Source organism: Arthrobacter sp. 05T442 (assembly GCF_056395945.1).
Genome location: NZ_JBFTKM010000001.1, coordinates 565,145 through 591,404, shown reverse-complemented (window position 1 = coordinate 591,404; position 26,260 = coordinate 565,145). Strand labels below are relative to the sequence as shown.

Annotated in this window: 26 protein-coding genes; 12 read left to right on the top strand and 14 right to left on the bottom strand. The window is 68.1% G+C overall.

The features are described 5' to 3' along the window. Nucleotides 1–24: 24 nt before the first annotated feature. The gene (locus tag AC1DES_RS02785; RefSeq protein ID WP_476894130.1) at nt 25–297 is read left to right on the top strand and encodes a hypothetical protein; all 273 of its coding nucleotides are present in this window, start codon (nt 25–27) and stop codon (nt 295–297) included. Between the two features lie 89 nt (nt 298–386). Further along, nucleotides 387–578 (top strand): hypothetical protein, encoded by a 192-nt coding sequence (locus tag AC1DES_RS02780; RefSeq protein WP_476894129.1) that lies wholly within the window; start codon nt 387–389, stop codon nt 576–578. Between the two features lie 205 nt (nt 579–783). Here the strand turns inward: AC1DES_RS02780 and ychF are convergent, their stop codons facing one another. Then, on the bottom strand, nt 784–1,869 hold the full coding sequence (gene ychF / locus AC1DES_RS02775; RefSeq protein WP_476894128.1) for a redox-regulated ATPase YchF: 1,086 nt from the start codon (nt 1,867–1,869) through the stop codon (nt 784–786). Nucleotides 1,870–2,019: 150 nt separating this feature from the next. On the opposite strand from ychF, the gene AC1DES_RS02770 reads away from it, so the two are divergent. Continuing rightward, complete coding sequence (locus AC1DES_RS02770) at nt 2,020–3,282, top strand: DNA recombination protein RmuC (protein WP_476894127.1); 1,263 nt, start codon at nt 2,020–2,022, stop codon at nt 3,280–3,282. 70 nt (nt 3,283–3,352) lie between these two features. Here the strand turns inward: AC1DES_RS02770 and AC1DES_RS02765 are convergent, their stop codons facing one another. Both AC1DES_RS02765 and AC1DES_RS02760 read right to left on the bottom strand, forming a co-directional pair. After that, complete coding sequence (locus AC1DES_RS02765) at nt 3,353–4,441, bottom strand: 4-hydroxy-3-methylbut-2-enyl diphosphate reductase (RefSeq protein ID WP_476894126.1); 1,089 nt, start codon at nt 4,439–4,441, stop codon at nt 3,353–3,355. Between the two features lie 34 nt (nt 4,442–4,475). Continuing rightward, nucleotides 4,476–5,318: a hypothetical protein gene (locus AC1DES_RS02760; protein ID WP_476894125.1), complete on the bottom strand. Its 843-nt coding sequence runs from the start codon at nt 5,316–5,318 to the stop codon at nt 4,476–4,478. 220 nt (nt 5,319–5,538) lie between these two features. On the opposite strand from AC1DES_RS02760, the gene xseA reads away from it, so the two are divergent. Next, nucleotides 5,539–6,825: an exodeoxyribonuclease VII large subunit gene (xseA, locus tag AC1DES_RS02755; protein ID WP_476894124.1), complete on the top strand. Its 1,287-nt coding sequence runs from the start codon at nt 5,539–5,541 to the stop codon at nt 6,823–6,825. Between the two features lie 93 nt (nt 6,826–6,918). Continuing rightward, entirely contained in the window at nt 6,919–7,149 is a 231-nt protein-coding gene (locus AC1DES_RS02750; RefSeq protein ID WP_476894123.1) for an exodeoxyribonuclease VII small subunit, read from the top strand. 10 nt (nt 7,150–7,159) lie between these two features. Here the strand turns inward: AC1DES_RS02750 and AC1DES_RS02745 are convergent, their stop codons facing one another. From AC1DES_RS02745 to AC1DES_RS02715, 7 genes are all read right to left on the bottom strand, one after another. After that, the gene (locus AC1DES_RS02745) at nt 7,160–8,014 is read right to left on the bottom strand and encodes a polyphosphate kinase 2 family protein (protein WP_476894122.1); all 855 of its coding nucleotides are present in this window, start codon (nt 8,012–8,014) and stop codon (nt 7,160–7,162) included. Between the two features lie 70 nt (nt 8,015–8,084). After that, a complete protein-coding gene (locus AC1DES_RS02740) occupies nt 8,085–9,305 on the bottom strand; it encodes a pyridoxal phosphate-dependent aminotransferase (RefSeq protein WP_476894121.1) in 1,221 nt (406 codons plus the stop codon). Between the two features lie 208 nt (nt 9,306–9,513). Next, on the bottom strand, nt 9,514–10,476 hold the full coding sequence (locus tag AC1DES_RS02735) for an ABC transporter substrate-binding protein (RefSeq protein WP_476894120.1): 963 nt from the start codon (nt 10,474–10,476) through the stop codon (nt 9,514–9,516). Then, nucleotides 10,473–11,219: an ABC transporter permease gene (locus AC1DES_RS02730; RefSeq protein WP_476894119.1), complete on the bottom strand. Its 747-nt coding sequence runs from the start codon at nt 11,217–11,219 to the stop codon at nt 10,473–10,475. The genes AC1DES_RS02735 and AC1DES_RS02730 overlap by 4 nt, the downstream gene beginning before the upstream one ends. Next, complete coding sequence (locus AC1DES_RS02725; RefSeq protein ID WP_476894118.1) at nt 11,216–11,953, bottom strand: ABC transporter permease; 738 nt, start codon at nt 11,951–11,953, stop codon at nt 11,216–11,218. Before AC1DES_RS02725 ends, AC1DES_RS02730 begins: the two co-directional genes overlap by 4 nt. After that, nucleotides 11,953–13,047, bottom strand: a complete 1,095-nt coding sequence (locus AC1DES_RS02720; RefSeq protein ID WP_476894117.1) for an ABC transporter ATP-binding protein — start codon at nt 13,045–13,047, stop codon at nt 11,953–11,955. The genes AC1DES_RS02725 and AC1DES_RS02720 overlap by 1 nt, the downstream gene beginning before the upstream one ends. A 284-nt stretch (nt 13,048–13,331) precedes the next feature. Next, entirely contained in the window at nt 13,332–13,784 is a 453-nt protein-coding gene (locus AC1DES_RS02715; protein WP_476894116.1) for an NUDIX hydrolase, read from the bottom strand. A 115-nt stretch (nt 13,785–13,899) separates the two neighbouring features. On the opposite strand from AC1DES_RS02715, the gene AC1DES_RS02710 reads away from it, so the two are divergent. Continuing rightward, nucleotides 13,900–14,931, top strand: a complete 1,032-nt coding sequence (locus tag AC1DES_RS02710) for a pirin family protein (protein WP_476894115.1) — start codon at nt 13,900–13,902, stop codon at nt 14,929–14,931. Between the two features lie 72 nt (nt 14,932–15,003). Here AC1DES_RS02710 and AC1DES_RS02705 read toward each other — a convergent pair whose 3' ends face one another. Further along, nucleotides 15,004–15,900: an N-acetylglucosamine kinase gene (locus tag AC1DES_RS02705; protein WP_476894224.1), complete on the bottom strand. Its 897-nt coding sequence runs from the start codon at nt 15,898–15,900 to the stop codon at nt 15,004–15,006. A 90-nt stretch (nt 15,901–15,990) separates the two neighbouring features. On the opposite strand from AC1DES_RS02705, the gene AC1DES_RS02700 reads away from it, so the two are divergent. Continuing rightward, the gene (locus tag AC1DES_RS02700; protein WP_476894114.1) at nt 15,991–17,028 is read left to right on the top strand and encodes a nitronate monooxygenase; all 1,038 of its coding nucleotides are present in this window, start codon (nt 15,991–15,993) and stop codon (nt 17,026–17,028) included. Between the two features lie 161 nt (nt 17,029–17,189). On the opposite strand, the gene AC1DES_RS02695 is transcribed toward AC1DES_RS02700, so the two are convergent. Next, nucleotides 17,190–18,185 carry a LysR family transcriptional regulator gene (locus AC1DES_RS02695; RefSeq protein WP_476894223.1) on the bottom strand — a complete coding sequence of 332 codons (996 nt, stop codon included), beginning with the start codon at nt 18,183–18,185 and terminating at the stop codon, nt 17,190–17,192. A 166-nt stretch (nt 18,186–18,351) separates the two neighbouring features. Between AC1DES_RS02695 and AC1DES_RS02690 the strand changes: the two genes are divergently transcribed. Next, nucleotides 18,352–19,632: an MFS transporter gene (locus AC1DES_RS02690; RefSeq protein ID WP_476894222.1), complete on the top strand. Its 1,281-nt coding sequence runs from the start codon at nt 18,352–18,354 to the stop codon at nt 19,630–19,632. On the opposite strand, the gene AC1DES_RS02685 is transcribed toward AC1DES_RS02690, so the two are convergent. Continuing rightward, entirely contained in the window at nt 19,629–20,792 is a 1,164-nt protein-coding gene (locus AC1DES_RS02685; RefSeq protein ID WP_476894113.1) for a trans-sulfuration enzyme family protein, read from the bottom strand. The genes AC1DES_RS02690 and AC1DES_RS02685 overlap by 4 nt on opposite strands. Before the next feature lie 133 nt (nt 20,793–20,925). Here AC1DES_RS02685 and AC1DES_RS02680 point away from each other — a divergent pair, with 133 nt between their 5' ends. Continuing rightward, a complete protein-coding gene (locus tag AC1DES_RS02680) occupies nt 20,926–21,432 on the top strand; it encodes an Lrp/AsnC family transcriptional regulator (RefSeq protein WP_476894112.1) in 507 nt (168 codons plus the stop codon). Nucleotides 21,433–21,483: 51 nt separating this feature from the next. Here AC1DES_RS02680 and AC1DES_RS02675 read toward each other — a convergent pair whose 3' ends face one another. Then, nucleotides 21,484–22,725 carry an MFS transporter gene (locus AC1DES_RS02675; RefSeq protein ID WP_476894111.1) on the bottom strand — a complete coding sequence of 414 codons (1,242 nt, stop codon included), beginning with the start codon at nt 22,723–22,725 and terminating at the stop codon, nt 21,484–21,486. A gap of 179 nt (nt 22,726–22,904) precedes the next feature. Here AC1DES_RS02675 and AC1DES_RS02670 point away from each other — a divergent pair, with 179 nt between their 5' ends. The 3 genes from AC1DES_RS02670 to AC1DES_RS02660 all read left to right on the top strand — a co-directional run bounded on the left by AC1DES_RS02670 (nt 22,905) and on the right by AC1DES_RS02660 (nt 26,259). Continuing rightward, on the top strand, nt 22,905–23,402 hold the full coding sequence (locus AC1DES_RS02670) for an Lrp/AsnC family transcriptional regulator (RefSeq protein ID WP_476894221.1): 498 nt from the start codon (nt 22,905–22,907) through the stop codon (nt 23,400–23,402). A 102-nt stretch (nt 23,403–23,504) separates the two neighbouring features. Then, entirely contained in the window at nt 23,505–24,500 is a 996-nt protein-coding gene (gene corA / locus AC1DES_RS02665) for a magnesium/cobalt transporter CorA (RefSeq protein WP_476894110.1), read from the top strand. A 109-nt stretch (nt 24,501–24,609) separates the two neighbouring features. Next, nucleotides 24,610–26,259: an ABC1 kinase family protein gene (locus AC1DES_RS02660; RefSeq protein WP_476894109.1), complete on the top strand. Its 1,650-nt coding sequence runs from the start codon at nt 24,610–24,612 to the stop codon at nt 26,257–26,259. Nucleotide 26,260 lies beyond the last annotated feature (1 nt).

Below are 26,260 nucleotides of genomic sequence, written 5' to 3'. Positions count from 1 at the left end.
GACCACCGGCTCATGGTGCGGGCCGTGCGGCGAAGCCCGGAATTCCTCGGCCTGCAGGCGCTCATGGTCCTGCTCTGTCTCGGGCTTTACACCGTGACGCTGAACATCATTCCAGTGCTGATGGAAAAAGGTTCCGACTACACCGCGGCCGCGGTCGGGCCCGGCCTCGTGGGCGCCGGACAGGTCGGCGGCCGCCTGCTGTTCGGCGCCATCCCGCCCGGCTGCCGGTCATCGCCGGAACCGCAGCCTGCGCCGTCCTTGTACTGGCGATCCTGCGTGGCCCGGTCCCGCTGCTGATCTCGGCAGGAATGCTCGCCGGGGCGGTCCGCGGGGGCCAGACCCTTTTGCCGGCCACGATCGTAGGAGAGCGGTGGGGAAGCCAGAATTTGGGCACCCTGCAAGGCATCTTCGCGGCCCCGCTGACAGCTGTTACCGCCCTCGCGCCGGCAGTCGGCCCGGTAATCGCAGCCTGGCTCGGTACCTACACCGCCATGACCTATGCGATGGCGGCCGCCACCCGGACCGCCGCGCTCATCGCCGCCGCCGCGCGCCTCTCCAGAGACTCCCATGCCCGATGAAGGATGGCCGGACGGAACAGTCGTCCTCGAAGTCGGATGGGTTTGAGCCATTATAAGAATGGCTCTGGCCCTCGAATACTGACCAGCCATCCCATGCTCGGCAACATGCCGTCGGCAACGCCGCCTGAGCGAAGAATCGCAAAAGCCAATTGCCGCCAAGAACGTGTTCTTAGCGGCTATCGCAAAAGGGCTTTGGGATCAAAAATTACACATTAAATCTAAATTCAACCACGTCGCCGTCGGCCATGACATATTCCTTGCCTTCAATGCGGACCTTGCCACGGGCTTTGGCCTCGGCCATGGAGCCGGCTTCGAGCAGGTCGTCGAAGGAGACGACTTCGGCTTTGATGAAGCCGCGCTGGAAATCCGAGTGGATGACACCGGCGGCCTGCGGGGCGGTATCCCCCTGGTGGATCGTCCAGGCGCGGGTTTCCTTCGGTCCGGCCGTCAGGTAGGTCTGCAGCCCGAGGGTGTGGAAGCCCACGCGCGCCAGCTGGTCGAGCCCGGATTCGTCCTGGCCGTTCATCTCCAGCATTTCGCGGGCCTCCTCCTCGTCCAGTTCGACGAGGTCGGACTCGAGCTTGGCGTCCAGGAAGATGGCGTCCGCCGGGGCAACCATGGCCCGCAGCTCCTCCTGCTTCTCCGGGCTGCCCAGGATGCCGTCGTCCGCGTTGAAGACGTAAATGAACGGCTTGGCGGTCAGGAGGCTGAGCTCCTTGAGGTGCTCCATCTCGAGCTTGTCGCTCTTGACCGAAGCGAAGATCGTGTCGCCGCGTTCCAGCACCGCCTGGGCTGCCTTGATGGCGGCAAGCTCGGCGGCTTCCCGCTTCTTGATCTTGACTTCCTTTTCGATCCGGGGAATGGCATTTTCGATCGTCTGGAGGTCGGCCAGGATCAGCTCGGTGTTAATGGTCTCCATATCCGAGCGGGGATCGACCTTGCCGTCTACGTGGATGACGTCGGGATCATCGAACACGCGGACGACCTGGGCGATCGCCTCGGCCTCGCGGATGTTGGCGAGGAACTTGTTGCCCAGGCCTTCGCCTTCCGACGCGCCCTTCACGATCCCGGCAATGTCCACGAAGGACACCGGGGCGGGCAGCAGGCGCTGGGAGCCGAAGATGCCGGCCAGCTTCTCGAGCCGCGGGTCCGGCAGGTTCACGACGCCGACATTGGGCTCGATCGTGGCGAACGGGTAGTTCGCTGCGAGCACCTGGTTGCGGGTCAGTGCGTTGAAAAGAGTTGATTTGCCGACGTTGGGCAGTCCGACGATGCCAATAGTAAGAGCCACGGCTACTTATTCTACCCGCTGCGGCCGGGGATCTCCGCGGCCCCTTGTCCAGCGCGTACGGCCCGGCGCCGGTGAGCGGGAGGCTGGACGGCGCCGGCCCCGGAGAGCGTCGGCGTCAAAATTGTCACAGCGGCGTGCCAGAGTGAAGCCATGGACGCTTTTGCATTGATTCTTGCCCTGCTCATGCTGGTGGTGGGTGCCGTTGCCGGCGCCGCCGCCGCCTATCTCGTGCTCCGCCGTCGCTATCTGGCCGTGGAACATGACTTCGACGCCGTCTCGGCCCGCCTCTCCGAGGTCAGCGCGCAGTTCGCCGCTGCCGACGCCGAACGGCGCCTCCTCGGGGCACAGAACCGGGAACTGGGCGAGGCTCGGACACAGGACGGCAGCGTGCTGCGCGCGCTCGCTCCCGTGGCAGAGAAGCTCACCGCAGTGCAGCAGCAGGTATCGCTGCTCGAGCGCGACCGCTTGGAGCAGTACGGGCAGCTTGCCCAACAGCTCCAGGAGGCCCGGCTTTCCGATGAGCAGCTGCTGCGGTCAACGCACGCTCTGGAGTCCGCCCTGCGGTCGAACAGCGCCCGCGGCCAGTGGGGCGAAGTCCAGCTGCGGCGCGTGGTCGAGGCAGCCGGGATGCTGCGGCACGTCGACTTCCATGAGCAGCTGCACAGCGCCGCCGCCGACAACAGCCTCCGCCCCGACCTCGTAGTACTGCTGCCCGGAGACAAGCAGCTCGTCGTCGACGCCAAGGTCCCGCTGGCTTCCTACCTCGCCGCGCAGGAGCTGGGCACGTCGTCGGGCAGCCTGCAGCTCGGCCAGGCGTCCACCGGCCAGCAGGCGCATCTCACCGCGCATGCCAAGGCGCTGAAGGCCCACGTTGATGCACTGGGCAACAAGAAGTACTGGGACATCCCCGGGAACTCCCCCGAGCTCGTCGTCTGCTTCCTGCCCGCGGAGTCGATCCTGGCGGCTGCCCTCACGGCGGACCCGGCGCTGCTGGACTACGCGCTGTCCAAAAACGTGGTCCTCGCCTCGCCGGGAACCCTGCTGGCGGTGCTGAAATCGGTCGCCTTCACGTGGCGGCAGGACGTGCTGACGGACAGCGCCCGGGAACTCTTCGAACTGGCCCGGCAGCTCTATGACCGGATGGGCACGCTGGGCGAAAACGTCACCAAGCTGGGAGCCTCGCTGAAGACCTCGGTGGACCGCTACAACTCCATGGTCGGCACGCTCGAGGCACGGGTGCTGCCCACCGCCAGGAAGCTCAACGCCCTCGACGCTGCCGGACTGGCAACGCCCGCCGCCGTCGAAGTGACACCGCGTTCGGTGGCGGCACCGGAACTGCAGCCCGGGGAACCGCAATCCGTGGTCCGGGGCGGGGACGGGTCCGCGGACCGCCCCGAAGAGTCGGCAGCCTGACGCGCCAGCCGCACCACGGCGGGGACGCCCGTACGTGTGACGGGGTCGCCCGGCTGCGGCGGCGGGAGGGCTAGGAGTGCTCCGGGCGGGTGCCGCGGCCGCCAAGGGCGCGGGTCACGTCGCCGGCCTGCTTCAGCGTGGCGCGCAGCTCCTTCGGCAGCGAGAAGAGCAGATCTTCCTCGGCTGTGACGACTTCCTCGACCGAGCCGTACCCGTAGTCGGCGAGGAGCCGCAGCACGTCCTTGACGAGGACTTCCGGGACAGAGGCACCCGAGGTCACGCCGACGGTGGCGACACCCTCAAACCAGGACTCGTCCACCTCGTTGGCGAAGTCCACTCGGTAGGAGGCCTTCGCCCCGTACTCCAGCGCCACCTCCACGAGCCGCACGGAGTTCGAGGAATTCGCGGACCCGACCACGATTACGAGGTCTGCCTGGGGCGAGATCTTCTTGATCGCCACCTGGCGGTTGGTCGTTGCATAGCAGATGTCATCGCTGGGCGGATCCTGCAGGGTGGGGAACCGCTGCTTGAGGAGCCGCACCGTTTCCATGGTTTCGTCCACGCTCAGGGTGGTCTGGGAGAGCCAGATGACCTTTTCCGGGTCCCGGACCGTGACCTTGTCGACCTCATGCGGGCCGTTGATGATCTGGATGTGTTCGGGGGCCTCCCCGGCTGTGCCTTCGACTTCCTCGTGGCCGTCGTGGCCGATCAGCAAGATGTCGTAGTCGTCCTTGGCGAAGCGGACGGCCTCACGGTGCACCTTGGTCACGAGCGGGCACGTGGCGTCGATGGTGCGCAGGCCGCGGTCCTCGGCGGACTGGACAACGGCCGGCGAGACACCGTGCGCCGAGAAGATCACCAGGGCGCCCTCAGGGACCTCGTCGGTCTCATCGACGAAGATCGCGCCCTTTTCCTCAAGCGAGGACACCACGTGGACGTTGTGCACGATCTGCTTGCGGACGTAGACGGGGGGACCATAATGCTCCAGGGCCTTTTCGACCGCGATGACGGCGCGGTCCACGCCGGCACAGTAGCCACGAGGTGCCGCCAGGAGCACCTTCTTGGGTCCGGCAACGGGCGCCGCCGCCAGCACGTCCTCCGGCGAACGCCGCCGGCGCGGGACGGATGGCATGGGAACGGAAACAGCGGTCGTGGTCATGTCCCCATGCTACCGGTGTTCGAAATGCCGGCGGCTATCGGCGTCGGCGGCCGCTGACGGCGCGCACGACAATCCCGGTGACGAGCAGGGCACCGCCGGCCACCGCGGCGGCCAGCGTCCATTGGTCGAAACTGGCCGTCGATGCTGCGACGAACTCGCGTTTGAAGATCTCCGCCACCTCATTGCCGCTCGACGTCCCGGCCACGGCACGGCCTACGGCATCACCGGCCAGCTTCCACGCACCGGCCAGGACCAGCGCGCCCGCACCCGTCCCGGCAAGGACCGTCCACCTCCGACGGGCGGCAACGAAGGCCAGCACGAACGCGATGCCAGCCCCTAGCGCCACAGCGGAGCCCATCGGCGCGTAGGCCGCGACCCGGTCGATGAGCTGGCGCTGGTTGGACTGGCCTATGTGGATCAGCACCTGGTCCGGTGCCTGGAGCGGCACCGTGGTTGCGTCAGAGATTTGCTGCGCCACGAGTCCCACCAAGGGCGCCACGTCCAGGGTGAGCGAGGTGGCGCCGTCGGCCGGCGGAAGGCTGCCGGGACCGGCGAAGCTCAAGCGGTGGCTCTTGCGCAGGGTTTCCGCCCAGGCATCGGGATAGCCGGGCAGGCCGGTCAGGGACTGCGCGGCCTTCTCCAAGACCGGCCGGACAAGTTCCGTCAGGGCTTCCGGAATCTGGTCGCCGGAACCGAGGCTGCCGACCGCGGCTGCGGCCAGCCTCTGCTGAAAGGAAGGGTCCTTGCCCAGCGGGCTGGTCAGGGCGACGAAACCGTCCTCCTGGACGATGTTGCGGTCCACCCACACGGCGGGAACGGCCACCGCCGCCATCAGGAGCCCGATAAGTACAGCGGCGGCCGAGACAAAGGTGCGCAAGAGAGAGTCCTAGGTGGTTGTTGGGATACGGCCATCCTACGGGGGCGCCCCCGCGACCTGGAAAGTCGGGGCCCGGTGGTAGAGCTATGGATAGAGTTGAAGCAGACAAGATCCAGCTGCCGGCCGGTCCTCCCACTGGGATGGTGCCGTCCGGCGGCCCGGCCCCGGCAAAGGACACCCACAAAGATGCATCAGGCACTCTCCGCCATGCGGCCCAGGCATGTCTGACGACGTGACGGCAGCCACCACGGTCCCGGCCACCGCGGCGGAAACGAGCCCGGACAACCCCTGGCCGTTGCAGCTGTTGTCCCAAAAGCTCAAGATGCACATCGACCGTGCGCCCTCCGCCTGGGTCGAAGGCCAGGTCATCGAGCTTAACCGGCGCGGCAGCAACGCCTATCTGACGTTGCGGGACATCGACGCCGAGATCTCCCTCCCGGCGTCCGTCTGGACCAACGTCCTGGACCGCCAGGAGACGCCGCTGGAACGCGGCTCCCGTGTCGTGGCACTGCTCAAGGCAGAATTCTGGCTGAAGACGGGCCGGCTGAGCATGTCGGTGAAAGACATCCGGCCTGTGGGTCTCGGTGATCTGCTGGCCAGGATCGAACGGCTGCGCCACGCGCTGGCGGCGGAAGGCTTGTTTGCCGACTCCCGCAAGAAACGCCTCCCTCTGCTCCCGCACCGGATCGGCTTGATCACCGGCCGCGATTCCGATGCCAAGAAGGACGTGCTGCGCAACGCGGCCCTCCGCTGGCCTGCCGTCGAATTCGAGATCCGCGAAGTCGCCGTCCAGGGCAACACCGCGGTCGCGCAGGTCATCAGGGCCCTCCGGGAGCTGGACGCCCATCCCGACGTCGATGTCATTGTCATTGCCCGCGGCGGCGGCGCCCTCGAGGACCTGCTTCCGTTCAGCAACGAGGAACTCATCCGGGCCGTCGCCGACGCCGTGACGCCCGTCGTGAGCGCCATTGGCCATGAGGCGGACCGGCCCATCCTCGACGACGTGGCGGACCTCAGGGCTTCGACCCCCACCGACGCCGCGAAGAGGATCGTCCCCGATGTGGTCGAGGAACTCGCCCGGGTCCGCCAGGCGCGGGACCAGCTCCGGCGCGGAGTGACCCGGCTCGTGGAGCGGGAAACCGACAGGCTCGCGTCGCTGCGGTCCCGCCCGGTGCTCTTGTCCCCGGATGTCATGATCAGCCAGCGCCACGACGACCTCGAGCGGCTCAAAGTCCGGTCGCACTCGGCCGTCAGCACCGCCGTGGTTCGGGCCGCGGACCAGCTGGTCCACCTCAAAGCGCAGGTGCGCGCGCTCTCACCGCAGAAGACGCTGGACCGCGGCTACGCCGTCGTCCAGCTTGCCGACGGCGGGGACATGCCCGGCGCCGGCCGGGAGGTTGTGCGGCATCCCGCCCAGGCGCCGTCGGGGACGGACCTGACGGTCCGGGTGGCCGGCGGCAGGTTCACCGCTCAGTCCACCGGCGGCCAGGAGCTCTCCGGGGACTGACCCCCGAACACGGCCGGACCCCGCCAGAGATCACCACCACAGATCACCACCGAAGGACCCCAGGTCCTCCGGGACACAGCCAAGGAGCACCACATGCCTGCAGAGACACATCCGAACGCCGACATCGACGGACTGAGCTACGAGGACGCCCGCGAGCAACTCATCGGCGTGGTCGGCAAACTCGAGGCCGGCGGAGCGAGCCTTGAGGAATCGCTTGCCCTGTGGGAGCGCGGTGAGGCGCTGGCCAAGCGCTGCGAACAATGGCTCGAAGGCGCCCGCAAGCGCCTCGCTGCCGCCCGCGACCAGGCCGCACAAGAAAACTAGCGGCAGCCGGTCAGGAGCGGTCGACCAGGTCCCGTTCCAAGCCGACGTCGAGCTCCGGAACGGGCCACTGCAGCTTGAGCCCCTCCAGCGCGTCCAGCAGCAGCTGCTGGACGGCGATCCGGGCGAACCACTTCTTGTTGGCCGGCACTACGTGCCACGGGGCGACCTCGGTGCCCGTCTTCTCGAACGCCTTCTGGTACGCGTCCATGTAGTCGCTCCAGAAGGCCCGCTCCTTCAGATCCGTGCTGCTGTACTTCCAGATTTTGGCCGGGTCATCCAGCCGGGCCAGGAGCCGTTCCTTCTGCTCGTCGCGGCTGATATGGAGCATGACTTTGACGATCTTGGTACCGGCGGAGCTCTGCCGGGCTTCAAATTCGTTAATGGCCCGGTAGCGGCGCTCAAGCTCTTCGGGATTGGCCCAGCGGTGCACCCGGTGGATCAGGACGTCCTCATAGTGGGAACGGTCAAAGACCCCGACCATACCGGCCGCGGGCACTTCCTTTTCGATCCGCCAAAGGAAGTCGTAGGACTTTTCCTCGGCAGTGGGCGCTTTGAAGGACTTCAGCTGGACACCGTGCGGATTCATGGCACCCATGACGTGCGTGACGATGCCGCCCTTGCCGGCGGTGTCCATGGCCTGCAGGACCAGCAGGATACGCTTGGTGCCGCCGAACCGGGACTCCGCGAAAAGCTGCTCCTGGAGCTGGGCGAGCTTGCCGTCCAGTTCTTCCAGCAGCATCTCGCCGTCCTGCTTGTCCCCGGGGTAGCCGGGGGTGGAATCCGGATCGCAGTCCTTGAGCTTGAATCCCTTTCCGGCCAGGAGGGTTTCGGAGGGGTGCTTGTCGAAGTTCACAGCGTCTGCCATGGAGGGCCTCTTTCCCGTTCGGGCAGCCTCTGCCGGGGACATTCGCCCGTGCTGCGCTGCTGCCCTCAGGCTAGTTCCCCTTGTACCGGCTCAGGAAGTCCGCCATGCGGTTAATCGCCTCTTCAAGGTCCTTCACGAGCGGCAGGGTGACCATCCGGAAATGGTCCGGCCGGACCCAGTTGAAGGCGCGGCCATGCGAGACCAGGATCTTCTGCTCGCGCAGCAGATCAAGCACGAATTTCTCGTCGTCGCGGATGTGGTAGACCTCGGGGTCAAGCTTCGGGAAGAGGTACATGGCGCCCCTGGCCTGCTGCGTGCTTACGCCCGGAATGGCGTTGAGCATGTCGTAGGCCTTGTTGCGCTGTTCGAGCAGGCGTCCGCCCGGGAGGATCAGGTCGTTGATGCTCTGGTAGCCGCCGAGTGCCGTCTGGATGGCGTGCTGCGCCGGCACGTTGGCGCACAGGCGCATGTTCGCGAGCAGGTTGATGCCCTCGAGGTAGTCCGCGGCGTCCTTTTTCGGACCCGAAATGGCCATCCAGCCCGCCCGGTAACCGCACACGCGGTACGCCTTGGACAGCCCGCTGAAGGTCAGGCACAGCACGTCGTCACCGGTGAGGGAGGCCATGTTCACGTGGACCGCGTCCTCGTAGAGGATCTTTTCGTAGATCTCGTCGGCGAAGAGCACCAGGCCGTGCTTCTCGGCCAGGGCGACGATCTTCTTGAGCGTTGCCTCCGGATACACCGCGCCCGTGGGGTTGTTGGGATTGATCACCACAATCCCCTTGGTGCGCGGGGTGATCTTGGCTTCCATGTCCTCGAGATCCGGCTGCCAGCCGGACTCCTCGTCGCAGAGGTAGTGCACGGGCTTGCCGCTGGCCAAAGCGACCGAGGCTGTCCACAAGGGATAGTCCGGCGTGGGGATGAGGACCTCATCGCCGTCGTCGAGCAGCGCCATGAGCGACATCGTGATCAGTTCGCTGACGCCGTTGCCGAGATAGATGTCGTCCACGTGGATGTTCTGGATACCGCGGGTCTGGTAGTACTGCGAAACGGCGGTGCGGGCGGAGAAAATGCCGCGCGAGTCGCTGTAGCCCTGGGCGTGCGGCAGGTGGCGGATCATATCCACCAGGATCGCGTCCGGTGCTTCAAACCCGAACGGGGCCGGGTTTCCGATGTTCAGTTTAAGGATCCGGTGACCCTCCGCCTCCATCTGCTGGGCGGCCTGAAGAATCGGTCCACGGATGTCGTAAAGGACATTATGAAGCTTGGTGGACTGCTTGTATTCTGCCATTCATCAAATATGCCATATGGAGGATGTACTTCCGCTGAGACATGACTCACAGGCGTTTCGGCTGTCACGCGCGGGAACAGCGCCTGCGGAGACAGCAACGGCGGCTGCCGGCGCTCCCCCTGCATACAGAAGGAGTCCGGCAGCCGCCGTCGTGGTTAAGCCGTCGTTGTCAGGCCGTCGTTGTCAAGGAGAGCCCGTCAGGGAGGTCCTACTTAACCAGTCCCTTGTCCTTGAGCCACGCGGCCGCGGCGTCCTTCGGGTTCTGCTTCTGGCTTCCGCTGACGGCCCGGTTCAGGTTGATGAGGTCGTCGGTGGTCAGGATGTTGGACACGGCATTGATGGCTCCCTTCGCCGCGTCCGTCATCTTGGCCTTGTTGTACAGCGGCAGGACCTGCTGGGCGATGAAGTTGTTCTTCGGATCCTCCAGCACCACGAGGTCGTTGTCCGGGATGGACGGCGTGGTGGTGTAGATATCCGCCACCTGGACCTGGTCCGAAAGGAGGGCCTTGAGCGTGACGGCGCCGCCGCCGTCGCTGAACGGCTCAAGTTTCTTGGGCTCGCAGTTGTAGTTCTTTTTCAGGCCGGGCAGTCCGTAGGCCCGCTCGCCGAAGGTTGCCGGGGCGCCGACCACCAGATCGCCGCAGACCTTGGCCATGTCCTCGATGGACTTCAGCTTGTACTTCTCAGCGGTGGCCTTGGTGACGACCATCGCGTCCTTGTCCTCGGCCTTGGACGCATCCAGCACGGCCAGCCCGTCGGGAAGCTTGCCGGGGAGTGCCTTGACGATGTCATCGGCCGCGACCTCCGTGGCGTCCTTGTTTACGTAGAGCAGCAGGTTGCCGCTGTAGTCGGGGACGACGTCGACGGACCCGTCCTGCACGGCCTTGAAATAGACCTCGCGCGACCCGATGTTCGGCTTGGTGGTTGCGGTGACGCCGGCGGCATTCAGGGCGCCGGCGTAGACCTCGGCCATGATCTGGCTCTCGGGGAAGTCGGCGGACCCGATCACGAGCGCGCCGCCCGAGCCCGCGGTAGACCCGCCGGACGCGGGGGCGGAACTCAGCGGATTGGACGAGCCTCCGCAGGCGGACAGGGCCACGGCCAGGCCTACTCCGGCGGCCAGGCCGCCGAATGCGCGCCTGCCGAGGACTCGTTGGCGGGGTTCCTTCATGACGTACCTCCTTGAACAACAGCCCCCGCGGTAACGGGGTCTGTGAGATCAACCGCAGCCTGCTGGCTCCGGTTTGGCTGGGAAGATGCTCCCCGTGAGAGGAACAGCCTCTGGAAAAGGGCAAGGACGAGGTCGACGGCGATGGCGAGCCCAGCGATGAGGATCGATCCTCCCAGCATCTGGGGGAAGTCCGAGAGGACGAGGCCGTCGAACAAGTAGCGGCCCAGGCCGCCCAGGTTGATGTACGCCACGACGGAGACGGTGGCGATCACCTGGAGCACTCCGGTCCGGAATCCCCCGAACATCACCGGCAGCGCGTTCGGAAATTCGGCCCGGAAGAGCACCTGCAGCTCCGTCATGCCCATGGCCCGGGCGGCGTCCACCACGTTGCGGTCCACGCTGGAAATGCCGGCGTAGGTGCCTGCCAGCAGGGGCGGCACGGTGAGGATCACGAGGGCCCACACCGGGGGCATCAGCCCGATGCCTGCCAGCAGGACGAATAGGGTGAGCAGGCCGAGGGTGGGCAGGGCACGGAGGGCGCCGGCGAGGGCCACGACGGCCACCCGTCCGCGCCCGGTGTGGCCGACGTACAGGCCGATCGGAACGGCGATGGCGGTGGCGATCAGCATGACGAGGCCGGTGTACTGCAGGTGCTCGGCCAGCCGTACCGGGATCCCGGTGATGCCGGACCAGTGGACCGGGTTGGCGAGCCAGTCGAACGTGTCCGTAACGACGTTGCTCATAATGCGTCCCCTCGGGTTCCGGCCGTCTCCGGGAGACGGTGGGGCGCCCCGCCAGGACCGGTCGTCTGCGCGGGAGCGGCCGGGTGTGCGGCCGTGGGTGCCGCCGCCCGGGTCCAGGGCGTCAGCACGCGCTCCACCAGCACCAGGACCGCGTCCATCAGGAGGGCGAGGACCAGGATGGCGATGATGCCGACCACGACTTCGGTGACGAAGTCGCGTTGGAGGCCGGAGGTGAACAGCATCCCGAGGTTTCCGATTCCGAGCAGCGCCGCGACGCTCACGAGCGAGATGTTGCTGACCGAGACCACCCGCAGCCCGGCAAACATCACCGGCAGGCACAGCGGAAGGTCGATCTGCAGGAAGCGTGCCACGGGCTTGAATCCCATGGCGACGGCGGCCTGGCGGAGGTCCTCGTCGACGGAATCAAAGGCGTCCAGGGCCGCCCGGACCAGCAGTGCGACCGCGTAGATGGTGAGCGCCACCACCACGTTGGCAGGGTCCAGGATCCGGGTTCCGATGATCGTGGGCAGGATGATGAAGAGCGCCAGGGAAGGGATCGTGTAGAGCAGCGATGAGGCCGTCAGCACGACCGAACGCAGGGCCCGGTTCTGCCGCGCGAACTGCGCCAGCGGGATGGCGATCAGCAGCCCCAGGACCATCGGGACGATGGCCAGGACGAGGTGCTGGCCGGCAAGCGTGAAGACCTGCCCGCTGTTGGCCAGGAACCACTCCATCAGAGCGCGCCTTGCCGGATGCGGCGGTCCGACTCGATGACGGCCAGCACTTCGGCGGCTGTGATGACGCCGGCCACCCTATCGTCCGCGTCGACGGCGACGCCCAGGCCCGACGGGGAGGACAGCGCCGCGTCCAGGGCCCTGCGGAGCGTCTCGCCCTTGCGGAACAAGGAGCCTCCCGGAACCATCGAGGAGTCCTTGCCGGGGCCGGCCCAGCCGAGGGGGCGCAGCCCGCCGTCGACCACCAGCCGCCAGTCGTCGGAGGAGCCGGCGTCTTGGCGGAGTTCGTCGCTGGTGAGGGTGTGGACCGGGTGGATGGTGACGCCGTCGGAGGGGCTGAAAGCCAGGTGCCGGAACCCGCGGTCCCGGCCCACGAAGGATGCCACGAAGTCGTTCGCCGGGGCGCGCAGTATCTCCTCCGGCGCGGCGTACTGCGCCAGGTTCCCGCCGGCACCGAAGACGGCCACCTTGTCGCCGAGGACGGTCGCCTCGTCGATGTCATGGGTGACGAAGACGATGGTCTTGGCCAGATCACGCTGGAGGCGGAGGAGCTCCTTCTGGAGTTCGTCGCGGACCACCGGATCCACGGCGCTGAAGGGCTCGTCCATGAGGAGCACTGGCGGATCTGCGGCGAGCGCCCGCGCCACGCCAACGCGCTGCTGCTGGCCGCCGGAGAGCTGGGACGGGTACCGCTTGCCAAGTGAGGAGGCCAGTCCGACGACGTCGAGCAGCTCCTGCGCACGCCGCCGGGCGTCGGTTTTGGAGACACCGTTGAGCCGCGGCACGGTGGCGATGTTGTCGAGCACGGAACGGTGCGGCATCAGCCCGGAGGACTGCATGACGTATCCCATGGACCGTCGCAATTTCGCCGCCGGCACGGACGTGACGTCCGCTCCGTCGACGGTTATGGTCCCGGACGTCGGCTCGACCATGCGGTTGATCATCCGCAAAGAGGTGGTCTTTCCGCAGCCCGACGGTCCGACGAAGACCGTGATGGCACCTTTGTCGATGGACATGCTCAGGCTGTCAACGGCAGGCTGCCCGCCCTGGTACTGCTTGGTGACGTTCTGGAACTCGATCATGGCTTCGGCCATTTCCGGTCTTACCTAACTGTTGGGGCAACATCGGGCGGTCCAGCCAACTGATCATATGCGCGTTGATTTTTGGCTGTAAAGCAGGTAGAACCCAGCGTAGCCAGCACCCCGGAGAATGTCAGCGGCACCGCGGCTACCGTAAGGCTTCGGAAGCACAACGATTTTGGATGGGTGCCGCACCGGAAGAACCCGCCACCGCACGAACTGGCGCCTTTCGCGGTCATGGGCCCGCCCCATGGCGGCGTCATGGCCGCGGCGCGCGCGGCGGCGGTCGCGTGGCTGGTTCAGGAAAGTTTTCCGTCCACCGGCCGTTCGCGGTAGAGCCGGAGGCCCGCGGCCACAAGCGATACACAGTTCAGCTGCGCCACCTCGTCCAGGGGGATCCAGGCCGCGTGGGTGGTGCTGCCGTTTACCTCGTGGCGCAGCTCCCCGCCGGTGATCCGCGCCTCATAGACAAGTCGCAGCGACTGGAAGTCACGTTCCCCGCCGTCGATCCGGATCTCCGCGGGCCAGTGCCCGACGTCGATCCCCAGCAGGGCGCCGATCTCCGCGTGGTAGCCGGTCTCCTCGTAGATCTCGCGGCGGCAGCCGTCCACGGGGTGCTCGGCCAGGTCCAGGCCTCCGCCGGGCAGGGTCCAGCCTTCGCGGCCGCCCTGCTTCCAGTACGCGAGGAGGATGTTCCCCTCACGGATGATGACGGCGTAGGCAGCCGGGCGGGTATCGAAGTTCAAGCTCATCGGTCCAGCGTAGCGGCGTGAAAGCGGCGGCGCGGGACCAGTGCGCGTCCGGCCCCGGAATCCCCTCGTGGACCCCGCACTCCCGAAGCGCACCGTTCCGTCTTAGAGTTTCACTGTGACCAACCTCGAAGTCCGCCCGATGGAAGAAGTCTGCCCGCCCTCCCCCGCCGAAGGGGCCGGCCCGTGCCTGCAGTTGTGGCCCGCCCGGGAGGTGCCCCTCGGCGGCGTCCGGGCCATGACCGTGTCCCGGACGCTGCCGCAGCGCGGACTGCCCACCGTGGGCGCCTGGTGCTTCCTCGACAGCTTCGGTCCCGACCGCGTGGCCATGTCGGTCCTGCCGCATCCCCACACCGGCCTGCAGACCGTCACGTGGCCGCTTCTGGGCACTGTTCGGCACCGCGACAGTGTGGGAAGCGACGTCATTGTCCGCCCCGGAGAGCTGAACATCATGACCGCCGGCCGCGGGGTCTCCCACTCGGAATTCGCGGTGCTTCCCGGACAGTCCGGCGGCGGACCGGCGTCCGCCCCGGACCTTCCCCTGCAGCGCGGGCTCCAGTTGTGGGTGGCGCTGCCGGACGCGGAGCGGCACCGGGCTCCGGCCTTCGAACAGCACCGGGACCTCCCACAGCTCAGCGGGCCAGGATTCACGGCCACCGTGATGGTGGGCAGTCTCGGCGGGACCAGCTCGCCGGCGACAACGTACTCCCCCATCGTCGGGGCCGACGTCAGCTGCAGCGGCGACGTCACGCTGCCGTTGAACCCCGGCTTCGAGCACGCCGTGCTGGTCCTCGACGGCGGCCTGACCCTGGACGGCCAGGCGGTTCCGCCGGGCCCCTTGGGCTACCTCGGCTCCGGCCGGGCCACGCTGGACCTGGCGGCCGCGCCAGGCACCCGGTTCGTCCTGCTGGGCGGCGAGCCCTTCGAGGAAGAACTGCTCATGTGGTGGAACTTCGTGGGCCGCACGCACGCCGAGGTGGAGCAGTCCCGCCTGGACTGGGAGGCCCAGGCGGCGCTGTCCGACGCCGCGGCTTCCCGGTCGCGGTTCGGTCTCGTCCCCGGGCACGGCCCGGACGCAGGCGCCGAGGCCGGCCGCATCCCGGCCCCGCCCCTGCCCGGCGTCCCGCTGAAACCGCGCCGCCGGTACTGAGCCGGTACTGACTGGTTCAACCCCGGTCCGCGGGCCAGCGGGGGCCGGGCGGCCCGCAGGCGAGGGGCGTGCTCAGCCCTGCTCGGCCACGAGCTGGAGCACACCGAAAACAGGGTCCTGTTCCAGGACGCGGACGTCGGTGATCCCCGCCGCGGCCAGGCCGGAGCGGAAGGATTCCTGCAGGCGGGGAACGTTCATGCCCAGTCCGCCGCCCAGGATCACCGGGCCGTCGATCCCGAGCTTTCGGACCGCTTGCACTGCCAGGGCTGCGAGATCCTGGCCGGCCTGGTCCACGAGGACCCTGCTCGCCGCGTGGCCGGCGTTGGCGGCATCGACCACGAGACGGGCCCGCTCGGCCCAATAGCGCCTCCCGGTGTCGGCTGAGTGGAAGAGCGCGATCAGCTTGTTGGGGTCATCCACCCCGCACGAGGCCATCAGCGCCGTCGTGAGTTCGTCCGGTTCCAGCCCCTGGTTCATCCGGCGCAGGCTGTGGCGGACCGCCTCCCGGCCCAGCCAGTACCCGCTGCCTTCGTCGCCCAGGAGGTAGCCCCAGCCGCCGGCGCGGGCCTCTTCGCCGCGGCTGTTCCGGCCCCAGGCGGCCGAGCCCGTGCCGCCGATCACGGCGACGCCGGTGCTGGCACCGCCGGCTGCCAGCAGGAGGCGGGAGTCGTGGACCACAGTGATCCTGGCGCCGGGCACGTGCGGTGCGATCAGCGCTGCGAGCGCGGCGGCGTCCTCGTCGGTATCGATTCCGCCGGCTCCCGCGTACACCTGGGCCACATCGCCGCCGCCGATCCTGGCGAACAGCTCAGCGAGGTTGCGTGCCGCTTCCTCCCGGCTGACGTTCTGGACGTTCGAGCTGCCGACCGATTCATCGGCCACGGCTATGCCGCCTTCGAACCGGACCCCGCGGGTCTTGGTGCCGCCGATATCGAGGCCGATCACCGACCCGGGCGTACCTCCGGCCAGCTGTGGGGAAAGGGAAACGGATTCCGCCGCCGGCGGGATGTCAGAATTAGTCACCAGGCAAGCCTACTGAATCGCACCTAGGAGTGAGCCATGTCGCATTCCCTCTTCGGCACCCGCGTCATCGCGGCACCCATGGCCGGCGGAACCTCCACACCGGGGTTCGTCGCGGCAGTGCACGCCGCCGGGGGCCTGGGCTTCCTGGCCGCCGGTTACAAGGGCGTGCCGGCCATGCAGGCGGACATCCGCAGCGCCCGGGACCTCGGGGTGCGGTTCGGCATGAACGTGTTCGTCCCGGACCCGGCACAGCGGGCGCCGTCCCCGGCTGTGAGGGCCCGGCTGGAGGCCTACTGCTCGGAGTTGCGCGCTGACGCCGAGCGGTACGGTGTGACACTTCCGGCACTGCGGTTCGACGACGACGACGAGTGGCAGGGAAAGATCGATGCCCTCCTTGAGGATCCGGTGGAACTGGTCAGTTTCACGTTCGGCCTCCCGGGCACGGACGTGGTGCGGGCGCTGAAGCGTGCTGGCTCGTCTGTGCTGGCCACCGTTACCAGCCCGGCAGAAGCCCTGCAGGCCGCCGCACAGGGTGCGGACGCCCTGGTGGTCCAGCACTCAAGTGCCGGCGGCCACAGCGCCGCGTTCCAACCGGGCCCGCCGGACTGCTCTCCGCAGTCCCTCACGACGGCGGAGCTGCTCGCGCAGGTGCGGTCCGCCGTCAAGCTCCCTCTTGTGGCCGCGGGCGGGATCATGGATGCCGCCGGGATGGAAGCCGTGCTGGCGGCCCGCGCCCAGGCCGCCCAGCTGGGCACGGCGTTTCTCCGCGCCGATGAAAGCGGCGCCCGGCAACTGCACAAGGACTCCCTGGCCAGCCCGCACTTCACCAGGACCCGGCTGACCCGCGCCTTCACGGGCCGGCAGGCGCGGGCACTGGAGAACGAATTCGTCCGGGACCACCCCGACGCTCCGGACGCCTACCCGGCCGTACACCACCTGACCGCGCCCCTGAGGGCCGCGGCTGCTGCGGCCGGGGATGCGGAGCGGCTGAACCTCTGGGCGGGAACGGGCTGGCAGCGGGCGCGTTCCGGCCCGGTCGCGGACATCCTGGCCGGGCTCCTCGTCGAGGGCTGACGTCCTCGCCGCGCCCCACTCCCCCACTCGCACCGCCCACTCGCGCGCCGAGTTCGCCGAGTTCGCCGAGTTCGCCGAGTTCGCCGGAATCGTGCGATTTCGCCGGAACGCTCCGGCGAAATCGCGGGTTTCCGGCGAACTCGGCTTATGGCCCCGCCCCCTCAGTTCCCCGAGCGCTGCCGCACGGACCCGGCAAGGAGGGCCGGGCCCTCGCTGAGCACAAGTTCACGGAACAGCCGCACCGCGTCTGGTTCGGCGTCGGCAGCCCCGCGGCGTTCGCGCCAGGCGAGGCCGATCTCGCGGAAGGCGAGTCCGGACTCCAGTGCCACTTCAGCCCAGCCCAGCCCGCCCTGTTGCGCGGCGGAGTGCGCCGGCTGGCCGCGCCCGGGAGCCGGGCCCCCGGGCGGGAGGATGCTGACCCCCAGCCCCGCCGAGACGAGTCCTCGGACGGTGTGCGCGTCCTGGCTTTCGAAGGCGATGCGGGGCCGGAACCCCGATTCCCGGAACAGCGCATCTGTCAGGGAGCGCATGCCGTAGCCGGATCCCATGGCCACGAACGGGTCCTGCCGGATGTCCGCCAGGCGTGCGCTTTTCCGGCCGGCCAACGGGTGCGTGTGATGCACCACGAGCCGCAGCGGCTCCCTGTACAGGGCAGCCGAGCCGATGGTCCGGCTCGGCGCCGCGACAGGTGCCGTCAGGGCCAGATCCGCCGCGCCGGCCGCCAGCTCGGCAAGGCAGCCGTCCCGGGCGCCCTGGCTGAGATCAAACGCCGTCTGCGGATGCCGGCTCCGGAAGGCGCTGATCAGCAGGGGCAGCGTCGCCTCCCCGAATGTGTGCTGGAAGGACACGGCGATCCTGCCGCGCACCACTTCGGACTCGTGGCGGACGAGGTCCAGGCCGGCCTGGAAGCCAGCGAGGGCGGCATCAATATGGGGCAGGAGCGCGTCCGCCGCGGGAGTCAGCCGCACCCCGCGGCCATCACGGATGAGCAGTTCCGTGCCAACGATTGCGCTGGCACGCGCAATTGCACGGCTGACCGTGGACTGCGGCAGGCCCAGAACCTCGGCGGTTCCGGTGACGTGCCGGGTGCGGCCGAGTTCGGCAAGGACGGGCAGGAGCGGCAGAAGCTGAACCAGTTGTTTGTGCTCCACGTCCATGGCTGCGGCACCGTCCGTTCTGATGGCGTCCAAGGTTCCGGAGTCCAGGCTCCGGAGCCCGGAGTACGGAATACAGGGTTCCGAATCTTACTGTTCCACATTTTACATCGGTGCCATGGGAATCATGCATTGGATGCATACCTCGCCAACGATCTACCCTGATGTGATGCCACGCTTTTCCATGCCGCACGCCGCCAACCCCACCTTCAAGGCCACCCCTGAGGCCTGGGCGGGGCATGCCAAGGGGTCACAGGCGTACCGCAGGATCCTCGCCGGCCTGGCGTTCGCCGGCGTCGCAACCTTCGCCCAGCTCTACTCCACCCAGGCGGTGCTGCCCATACTGGCCGCTGACCTGCAGGTCACGGCGGCCGAGGCGGCGCTGACCATCTCCCTGGCCACCGTGGGCCTGGCGCTGACGGTGCTGCCCTGGTCCTTCCTGGCGGACCGCATTGGCCGGGTCCGCGCCATGATGTGGGGCATCTCCGCGGCCACGGTCCTGGGGCTGGCCGTCCCGCTGGCCGCCAGCTTCCCGGTGCTTCTGGGCCTTCGGATGCTCGAGGGGATGGCGCTGGGCGGTATCCCGGCCATCGCGATCGCGTACCTCAACGAGGAGGTCAACAAAGCCCATGCCGCTCTCGCCGCCGGAAGCTACGTCGCAGGCACCACCCTGGGCGGCCTCGCCGGGCGCCTCGTGGCCGGTCCCGTCGGCGAATTGTGGGGCTGGCGGGCGGCGGCCCTCGCCGTCTCCGTCCTGGCCACCGCCGCCGCGGTCCTGTTCCTGAGCCTCGTGCCGCGGGCACAGGGGTTCACGGTAGCGGCAGCCGGCGGACTCCGCGGTGCGCTCCGGACGCTGGCGGGGCACACGCGAAACCCCCGTCTCCTGGCCCTTTACGTCCAGGCGTTTCTGCTGATGGGCGGCTTTGTGGCCGTCTACAACTACCTCGGCTTCCGGCTGTCCGGGGAACCCTTCAGCCTCCCCGCCACCGCCATCAGCCTGATCTTCCTGGCCTACCTCTCCGGAACCGTCTCGGCCCGCTGGGCCGCGGGACTGACCCTCCGGTTCGGCCGGCGCGCCGTTCTGGTCGCCGGAACGGTGCTCATGGTAGCGGGGCTCGCGCTGACGCTGACGCAGCTGCTGGCGCTGATCCTGCTGGGCCTGCTGCTGTTCACCGGGGGCTTCTTTGCCGCGCACAGCATCGGCTCGGGCTGGACCGCGGTGATCGCCACGAGCGGCCGGGCCCAGGCGGCCTCGCTCTACAACCTTGCCTATTACCTGGGCTCAAGCGTCATCGGCTGGGCGGGCGGACTCGTCTTCCAGTCGCTCGGCTGGTCAGCCCTTGCCCTGACGGTCATTGGGCTGGCCTGCACGACGGCGGTGATCACCGCCGTCGTGCATCCCGGCGCGGCGGGTCCGGGGACGCCCGCACGTAGGCAGCTGGGTCGCTAGCCGGTGGCCTCGATCGCCTGGAGGATATCAGCCACGATGTCGGCCACATCCTCCAGGCCCACCGAGACACGCAGCAGACTGGCGTGCGGCTTGGCCTCGGCGGCAACAGGGCGGTGGGTGAGACCGGCCGGATGCTGGATGAGGGTGTCGATCCCGCCGAGGGAGACCGCATGCGTGATCATGCGGACCGCGGACGGAACCCGCTCCGCGTGCTCGGCAGTGGCGAGATCGAACGCCATGAGGGAGCCGGGTCCGGACATCTGCGTGCCGATGAGGCCCTGCGGATCGCACTCCGGCAGGCCCGGGTAGTAGACGCGCTTCACCAGCCCGTGCTCCGCCAGGGCCGCCGCGACCTTCTCGGCGCTTGCCTGCTGGGCACGCATCCGCACCGGCAGCGTTGCGAGGCCGCGGTGCAGGAGGTAGGCCGGCCAAGGGGTCAGGATCCCTCCGGTAACTGCGCGGATCTGGCGCAGCCGGGTGGTCCACTCGGGAGCCGCAGCCACGACACCCCCCATGGCGTCCCCGTGCCCGCCGAGGAACTTCGTGGCGCTGTGCATCACCATGGCCGCGCCGTGCCTGAAGGGCTGCTGCAACACCGGGCTGGCAAAGGTGTTGTCCACCAGGAGCGGCACGCCGTCCGCCGCGGCCACCACCCGCGAGATATCCACGAGCTCCAGGCTGGGGTTGGCCGGGGTCTCCAGGATCACCAGTCCGGTGTCCGGCCGGAGGGCGGCGCGGACCCCTTCCGGCGTCGTGTAGGTCACCTCATTGCCCAGGACCCCCGAGGCGAGGAGGTAGTCGCTGCCGCCGTAGAGCGGTCGCACCGCCACGACGTGTTTCTTGCCGGCAGCCACGACGGCGAGCAGGACCGCGCTCAGCGCCGCCATCCCGGTGGCAAACGCAACGGCCTCGGGAGTGCCTTCGAGGACTGCGACGCCCTCCTCAAAGCGGGCGACGGTGGGGTTCCACAGGCGCTGGTAGACCGTGCTCTGGCCCTCCATATGGGTACCGCCGGTGGCCATGTGCTCGTAGGCGAGACCGCCGTCGTGCACCGAGGGAAGGGGCGCCGTGGTGGAGAGATCGATGGGCACGGCGTGCACGCCCAGTTCGGTGAGGCCGTTCCGGCCGGCGTGGACGGCCAGCGAGTCTTGAGAAAGCACCTTGCTCCTTATGAATTATTCGCCATTGAATGCCGCCAGTATCTGGCAATAATTCGGAGTTTTACAGGGCTTATGAATGGAACCGCCGGAATTTGGCGCTTATGATGAATAGAGAACACTTCGAGGAGGAACCGTGAGCAGCAGTGCGAAGAATATTCGGCCGGTAGCGGGTGCCGGCGAGCCGCTGGACGCGATCGACGAGCGACTGCTGGCGGCCCTCGTGGCGGATGCCCGGATCTCCAACAAGCAACTGGCAGAACTCGTGGGGATCGCCCCGTCAACGGCCCTGATGCGCACCCGGGCGCTCTCGGAGCGGGGAATCATCCAGGGTTTCGAAGCCAAGCTCAGCCTGTCCGCCATCGGACGCTCGGTCCAGGCCCTCATCGCCGTCCGGCTCCGCGCCCACGACCGCGAGCAGATCGACCGCTTCACCTCCAGGGTCCCGAATCTCCCTGCGGTGCTGTCAACCTTCCATACCTCCGGCTCCGTGGATTACCTGCTGCACATCGCCGTGGCCACGACCGAGGACCTGCGCGACTGGGTGCTTGACAACCTGGCCACCGACCCCGTGGTGGGCCACACGGAAACGACGCTCGTGTTCGACCACATCCAGGGTAACCAGGGCCCGCTGCCGGACTAAGGCCGCCCCGGCCGGGCGGCAGCGCCGCCAACTGGCAGCGTCCGCCTTGCGTCAGGCCCGGTTCCGCAGGGCCGAGCGGAGTGTCACGCCGGCGAGCGTGAGCGCCGCGGCAGCGCACAGCACGACGAAGCCGGCCACCGCCGTTTGCAGGCCCAAGATCCCCGTCGCGAACCCGAGGCCGATCACCGGCAACGCGCTGCCGAGGTACGTGATGACGTAGACGGTGCTAATGATCTGGGCATGGCGTGCGGCTTCGACCTTTCCAGCAACGTCGTTGAAGACGGTCCGGAAGGACACGCCCTGCCCCACACCTGCGGCGATACTGGCCAGGATCAGCAGCCACGGGCTGCTCCAGGCGGCGGCCGCGGCGATGAGCAGCACGGACACGCCCAGCACGGCCAGCCCGGCCGGCACCACGAAGTGTCCCCGCACGGCGAGCAACTGGCTCAGCGCCGAGGACCCCAGCGTCAACCCGGCAAGCAGGCCGATCAGCGGCCGCGAATCGGCATGAACGATCTGGGCGAAATAGCCGGGCGCCAGGGACAGGCAGAAGCCGAAGACGGTGAAGCTCAGGAACCCCACCGCCGAGGCCAGCCAAAAGGCACCCCGCGCCTCACGCGAAATCGACGGCCGGCGCGGCGCCAGGACCCGCAGCGGCTGCGGACCGGCGTGCAGGCTGATGGCGGGCCGGGCCTTGAGCACGTAGAGCGGCACGAGCACAGCGGCGAGGACGAAGGAGTGCAGGTAGTACGGCGTGGACGTGGGGCCCGGCAGGAGCGACAGCACTCCTCCGATGGCGGGTCCGGCAGCCACCCCGCCGGCCGAGGCGAGGAGCGTGAACCGCGAGGCCCATTCCGGCCGGCTCGGCAGGAGTTCACGCAACGCAGCAGAGCTTGCCCCGGTTGCGAGCGCCACGGCGATCCCCTGCAGGGCCCGGCCGGTCGAGAGCGCCAGCAGGCTGTCCGCAGTTGCGAAGACGAAGCCGCCCGCCAGCCCCACCAGTACTGCCAGGACAAGTGCCGCCCGGCGTCCGATGTGGTCCGACCAGTGTCCGGCCAGGACAAGGGTGGCCACGAGCGCGAGGACATACGCCGAGAACGCGACCGTGACATCCAGCGGCGTGATACCGAGTTTGGCCTGCAGCAGCGGGTATAGCGGCGTCGCGAGGTTGGCGCCGACCAGCAGCGTGAAGATCACGACGCCGGCCATGACCAGGCGCGCGGTGGTGGATGCATCCCAGCCCCAGCGTTCAGCTGTGGCCGGGCGCATGCGAAGCTCGCTGAAGACAGTCATTGCCGTGCCCTTGCATGAAATCGGGCCGCACATGTTCCCGGTGGTGGGGGAACGGACGGCCCGGTCGAATATATTGATACCTACAGAATGGAACAGAACTGATCTGTGGGGCGAAATTTTGTGCGAAAATTGGTCAAAACAGTCAATCTCAGACTGTCGATGTGAACCGGAGTGACGATTTGAACAGTCTGGACCCCACAGACCTGAAGATTCTGCTGGAACTGATCCGGGATCCCCGGATCCAGATCGGCGAGCTGAGCGACGCCCTTGGCATCGCGCGGAACACCGCGCAGTCGCGGGTCCGGCGCATGCTGCGTTCGGGCCTGCTGCACGACGGCGGGCGGGAAATCGATCTCGAGGCGGTGGGCTACGACGTCGTCGCGTTCGTGACGATCGAGGTGAACCACCGGGAACTCGACGGGGTCGTGGGCGCCCTGCGCCTGATCGCCCAGGTCCTGGAGGTGCACGAGATTTCCGGACGCGGCGATGTCTGGTGCCGCGTGGTGGCGACGGACACGCACAACCTCCAGGCGGCCCTGCGGTCCATTCTCCGGATCAAGGGCGTGATCCGCACGGAGACCGTCCTGGCCCTCCATACGCATATCCAGTACCGCACGGAGCCACTTATCGGCCGCCTTGCCCAGGGCAGCGCCCTGACCCCCGGCCGGTCGCGGTGAGGGCCCGTCGCCGCTCACGCCGGGCGGTGTCCGGCACAGCCCTCCCGGCAGGTCCCGGCCCCGCTTGCGCCGAACCGCTTGCGGGGACGGGATAATTGCCCGGTGACTATCATCGACAACGCCGTCTACGTTGACGGCATCCGCAGCGCCGAACCGCAAAGCCTCGAGCAGACATTCGAAACCCTCACCAAGCACGGCGGGATGGCCTGGATCGGGCTCTACCGGCCCACGGAACCCGAAATGGCCGCCGTCGCGGCGGAATTCGGCCTGCATGGACTTGCCGTCGAAGACGCGATCTCGGCGCACCAGCGCCCCAAGCTGGAACGGTACGACGACAACCTGTTCACCGTGCTGCGGCCCGCCAGGTACCTGGACGAGTCGGAGACGGTGGAGTTCGGCGAACTGCACGTCTTCACGGGCAGGAACTTCGTGGTGACCGTCCGCCACGCCGAGACGGCCGTCGTCGGCCAGGTGCGGCGTCGGCTCGAACGCCGCCCGGACCTCCTGTGCCACGGCCCGGAGGCGGTCCTGTACGCGCTCATGGACCAGGTCGTGGATGACTACGGCCCCGTGGTCGCCGGGCTGGAGAATGACATCGACGAGATCGAGGACCAGCTCTTCAGCGGCGACCCGAAGGTCTCGCGGCGGATCTATGAGCTCGCCAGGGAGGTCATCCAGTTCCAGCGCGCCATCCACCCGCTCCCGGCCATGATGCAGCGGCTCCGGTCGGGCTTCGAGAAATACGATGTTGACACGGAACTGCAGCACAATCTCCGTGACGTCGAAGACCACGTGGAGCGGCTGATCTCGCGCGCCGATTCGTTCCGCGCGCTCCTGCAGAACGCCCTCACACTGGACGGGACGCTGACGGCCAACCGCCAGAATGAGGCCAGTGCGGAACAGAACGAGCAGGTCAAGAAGATCTCTTCCTGGGCCGCCATCTTTTTTGCGCCCTCGTTCGTTGCCGGCGTCTACGGCATGAATTTTGACCGGATGCCCGAGCTGCACTGGTCATTCGGCTACCCGATGGCAATCGGCATCATGGCGGCCACGGCGGCGCTGATGTACGGCATTTTCAAGAAGAAGGGCTGGCTCTAGCGGCGCGGCCGGTGCCGCCGGCCCCCGTCGTCTGCCCTGTCGGCTGCCCGTACCGCCGGCCCGTACAGGGAGCCACAAATCCGCAAATCCGTCCGTGTAGTCTGGCGTCATGAGTGCGAGACGGGACCGGTTCCGGGACATCGTGGAGACCCTGACACGGCACGGGCTGGGCTTCGCGCTCGGGTATCTGGGGCTGGACCGGCTCATGGGCGCCGAGGGCGGGCCGTCGGCGCCCCGCGGCGCGGCGCTGCCGGTGCGCGTCCGGATGGCCTTGGAGGATCTCGGCGCCGTCTACGTCAAGTTCGGACAGATCGTGTCCACGCGCACGGATGTCCTCCCGCCGGGGTACGCCACCGAGTTGGCTAAGCTCCAGGATGGGTCACCGCCGGTGTCCGTGGCCGAAATCCGGGCGGTCATCAGCGAGGAGCTCGGCACCGCGGCGTCCCGTTTGCTGGCCGCCCTCGACGACGCCCCGCTCGCCACCGGCTCCATCGGCCAGGTCCACGCCGGGCGGCTGGATCCCGGCGCCGGCGGGCCATCGGACGTCGTGGTCAAAGTCCGCCGTCCCGGAGTCGTCGCGCAGGTCAATGAGGACCTGGAGATCATGGCGGAGCTCGCCAAGCGGGCGGAGCAGGCTTCGGCAACGGTGGCCGGCCTGCACGCCGTCGCCCTGGTGGACGAGTTCTCACAGACGATGCGCGCGGAACTGGACTACCTGCAGGAGGCCCGCAACGCGGAACGCTTCGCCGCGAACTTCGCCGGCGACGTCCGTGTCCACATTCCCCGGGTTTTCTGGGACACCACCACGTCCCGGGTCCTCACCCTCGAACGTATCCGGGGCGCCAAGATCAACGATGTCGAAGCCCTCCGGCGGGCCGGGATCGACGCCGGCGAACTGGCCGTGGAAGCCTGCGATGTCCTGTTGAAGATGGTCTTCGAGGACGGCTTCTTCCATGCCGACCCCCACCCGGGGAATTTCTTCGTGGAAGCGGACGGCCGGCTGGGCATCATCGACTTCGGCATGGTCGGCCGCATCAGCGACGTGCTGCGCGGGCAGCTGGTCCGTGTGCTTATGGCCGTCGTGGAACAGGACGCCGGCAGGCTCGCTGCGGCCATGGTGCAGATGTGCGGCTCGACGGCGGCCGCGGACTCCGCCGGTCTGCAGGCAGGGCTGGGGCGGCTGGTGGAACGCTACGCCGGCCGGCCGCTGACCGAGGTGCCGATCGTCCCCGTCATCGCCGAGGTGGCAGCCCTGCTGCGTTCCCACCGGCTCCGGCTGCCGCGCGAGACGGCCCTGATGGTCAAGATGCTGGTCATGGCGGATGGCCTGGGCAAGCAGCTGGACCCCGGGTTCGAGCTCACGGCGCAGCTGGCACCGTTCACGCGCAGGCTCATCATCGGTTTCCTCTCCCCCGAGGCCCTGGCGGACAGGCTGAAGAAGCTGGGCTGGGAGGCCCTGAGGTTCGGGACGGACGCACCCGACGTGCTTCGCCGCGTGCTGGACGTTCTGGAGCGCGGCGGATTCGACGTCCACTTCCGGGCCGACGAGCTGGACCGGCTCATGGCCAAAGCCGAGAAGGCCGGGAACAGGATCGTGGCAGGACTCATTACGGCCGCCTTGATCAACGCGATCGGGGAGCTCGTCTCCGTGCAACCGGACCGGTGGCGGAACTGGCCCAAGGCCCTGTTCACGGCGGGGATCGGCGGGGTGGGGGCGCTCGGAGCATACCTGGCCGTGACGTCGCGGCACGGGAGGTAGC

Coding starts and splice junctions, on each gene's coding strand:
- AC1DES_RS02770 (WP_476894127.1), top strand. CDS start 2,020: ATGGACGCTTTTGCATTGATTCTTGCCCTGCTCATGCTGGTGGTGGGT.
- AC1DES_RS02765 (WP_476894126.1), bottom strand. CDS start 4,441: ATGACCACGACCGCTGTTTCCGTTCCCATGCCATCCGTCCCGCGCCGG.
- xseA (WP_476894124.1), top strand. CDS start 5,539: ATGTCTGACGACGTGACGGCAGCCACCACGGTCCCGGCCACCGCGGCG.
- AC1DES_RS02750 (WP_476894123.1), top strand. CDS start 6,919: ATGCCTGCAGAGACACATCCGAACGCCGACATCGACGGACTGAGCTAC.
- AC1DES_RS02745 (WP_476894122.1), bottom strand. CDS start 8,014: ATGGCAGACGCTGTGAACTTCGACAAGCACCCCTCCGAAACCCTCCTG.
- AC1DES_RS02740 (WP_476894121.1), bottom strand. CDS start 9,305: ATGGCAGAATACAAGCAGTCCACCAAGCTTCATAATGTCCTTTACGAC.
- AC1DES_RS02735 (WP_476894120.1), bottom strand. CDS start 10,476: ATGAAGGAACCCCGCCAACGAGTCCTCGGCAGGCGCGCATTCGGCGGC.
- AC1DES_RS02730 (WP_476894119.1), bottom strand. CDS start 11,219: ATGAGCAACGTCGTTACGGACACGTTCGACTGGCTCGCCAACCCGGTC.
- AC1DES_RS02725 (WP_476894118.1), bottom strand. CDS start 11,953: ATGGAGTGGTTCCTGGCCAACAGCGGGCAGGTCTTCACGCTTGCCGGC.
- AC1DES_RS02720 (WP_476894117.1), bottom strand. CDS start 13,047: ATGGCCGAAGCCATGATCGAGTTCCAGAACGTCACCAAGCAGTACCAG.
- AC1DES_RS02715 (WP_476894116.1), bottom strand. CDS start 13,784: ATGAGCTTGAACTTCGATACCCGCCCGGCTGCCTACGCCGTCATCATC.
- AC1DES_RS02700 (WP_476894114.1), top strand. CDS start 15,991: ATGTCGCATTCCCTCTTCGGCACCCGCGTCATCGCGGCACCCATGGCC.
- AC1DES_RS02695 (WP_476894223.1), bottom strand. CDS start 18,185: ATGGACGTGGAGCACAAACAACTGGTTCAGCTTCTGCCGCTCCTGCCC.
- AC1DES_RS02690 (WP_476894222.1), top strand. CDS start 18,352: ATGCCACGCTTTTCCATGCCGCACGCCGCCAACCCCACCTTCAAGGCC.
- AC1DES_RS02675 (WP_476894111.1), bottom strand. CDS start 22,725: ATGACTGTCTTCAGCGAGCTTCGCATGCGCCCGGCCACAGCTGAACGC.
- AC1DES_RS02660 (WP_476894109.1), top strand. CDS start 24,610: ATGAGTGCGAGACGGGACCGGTTCCGGGACATCGTGGAGACCCTGACA.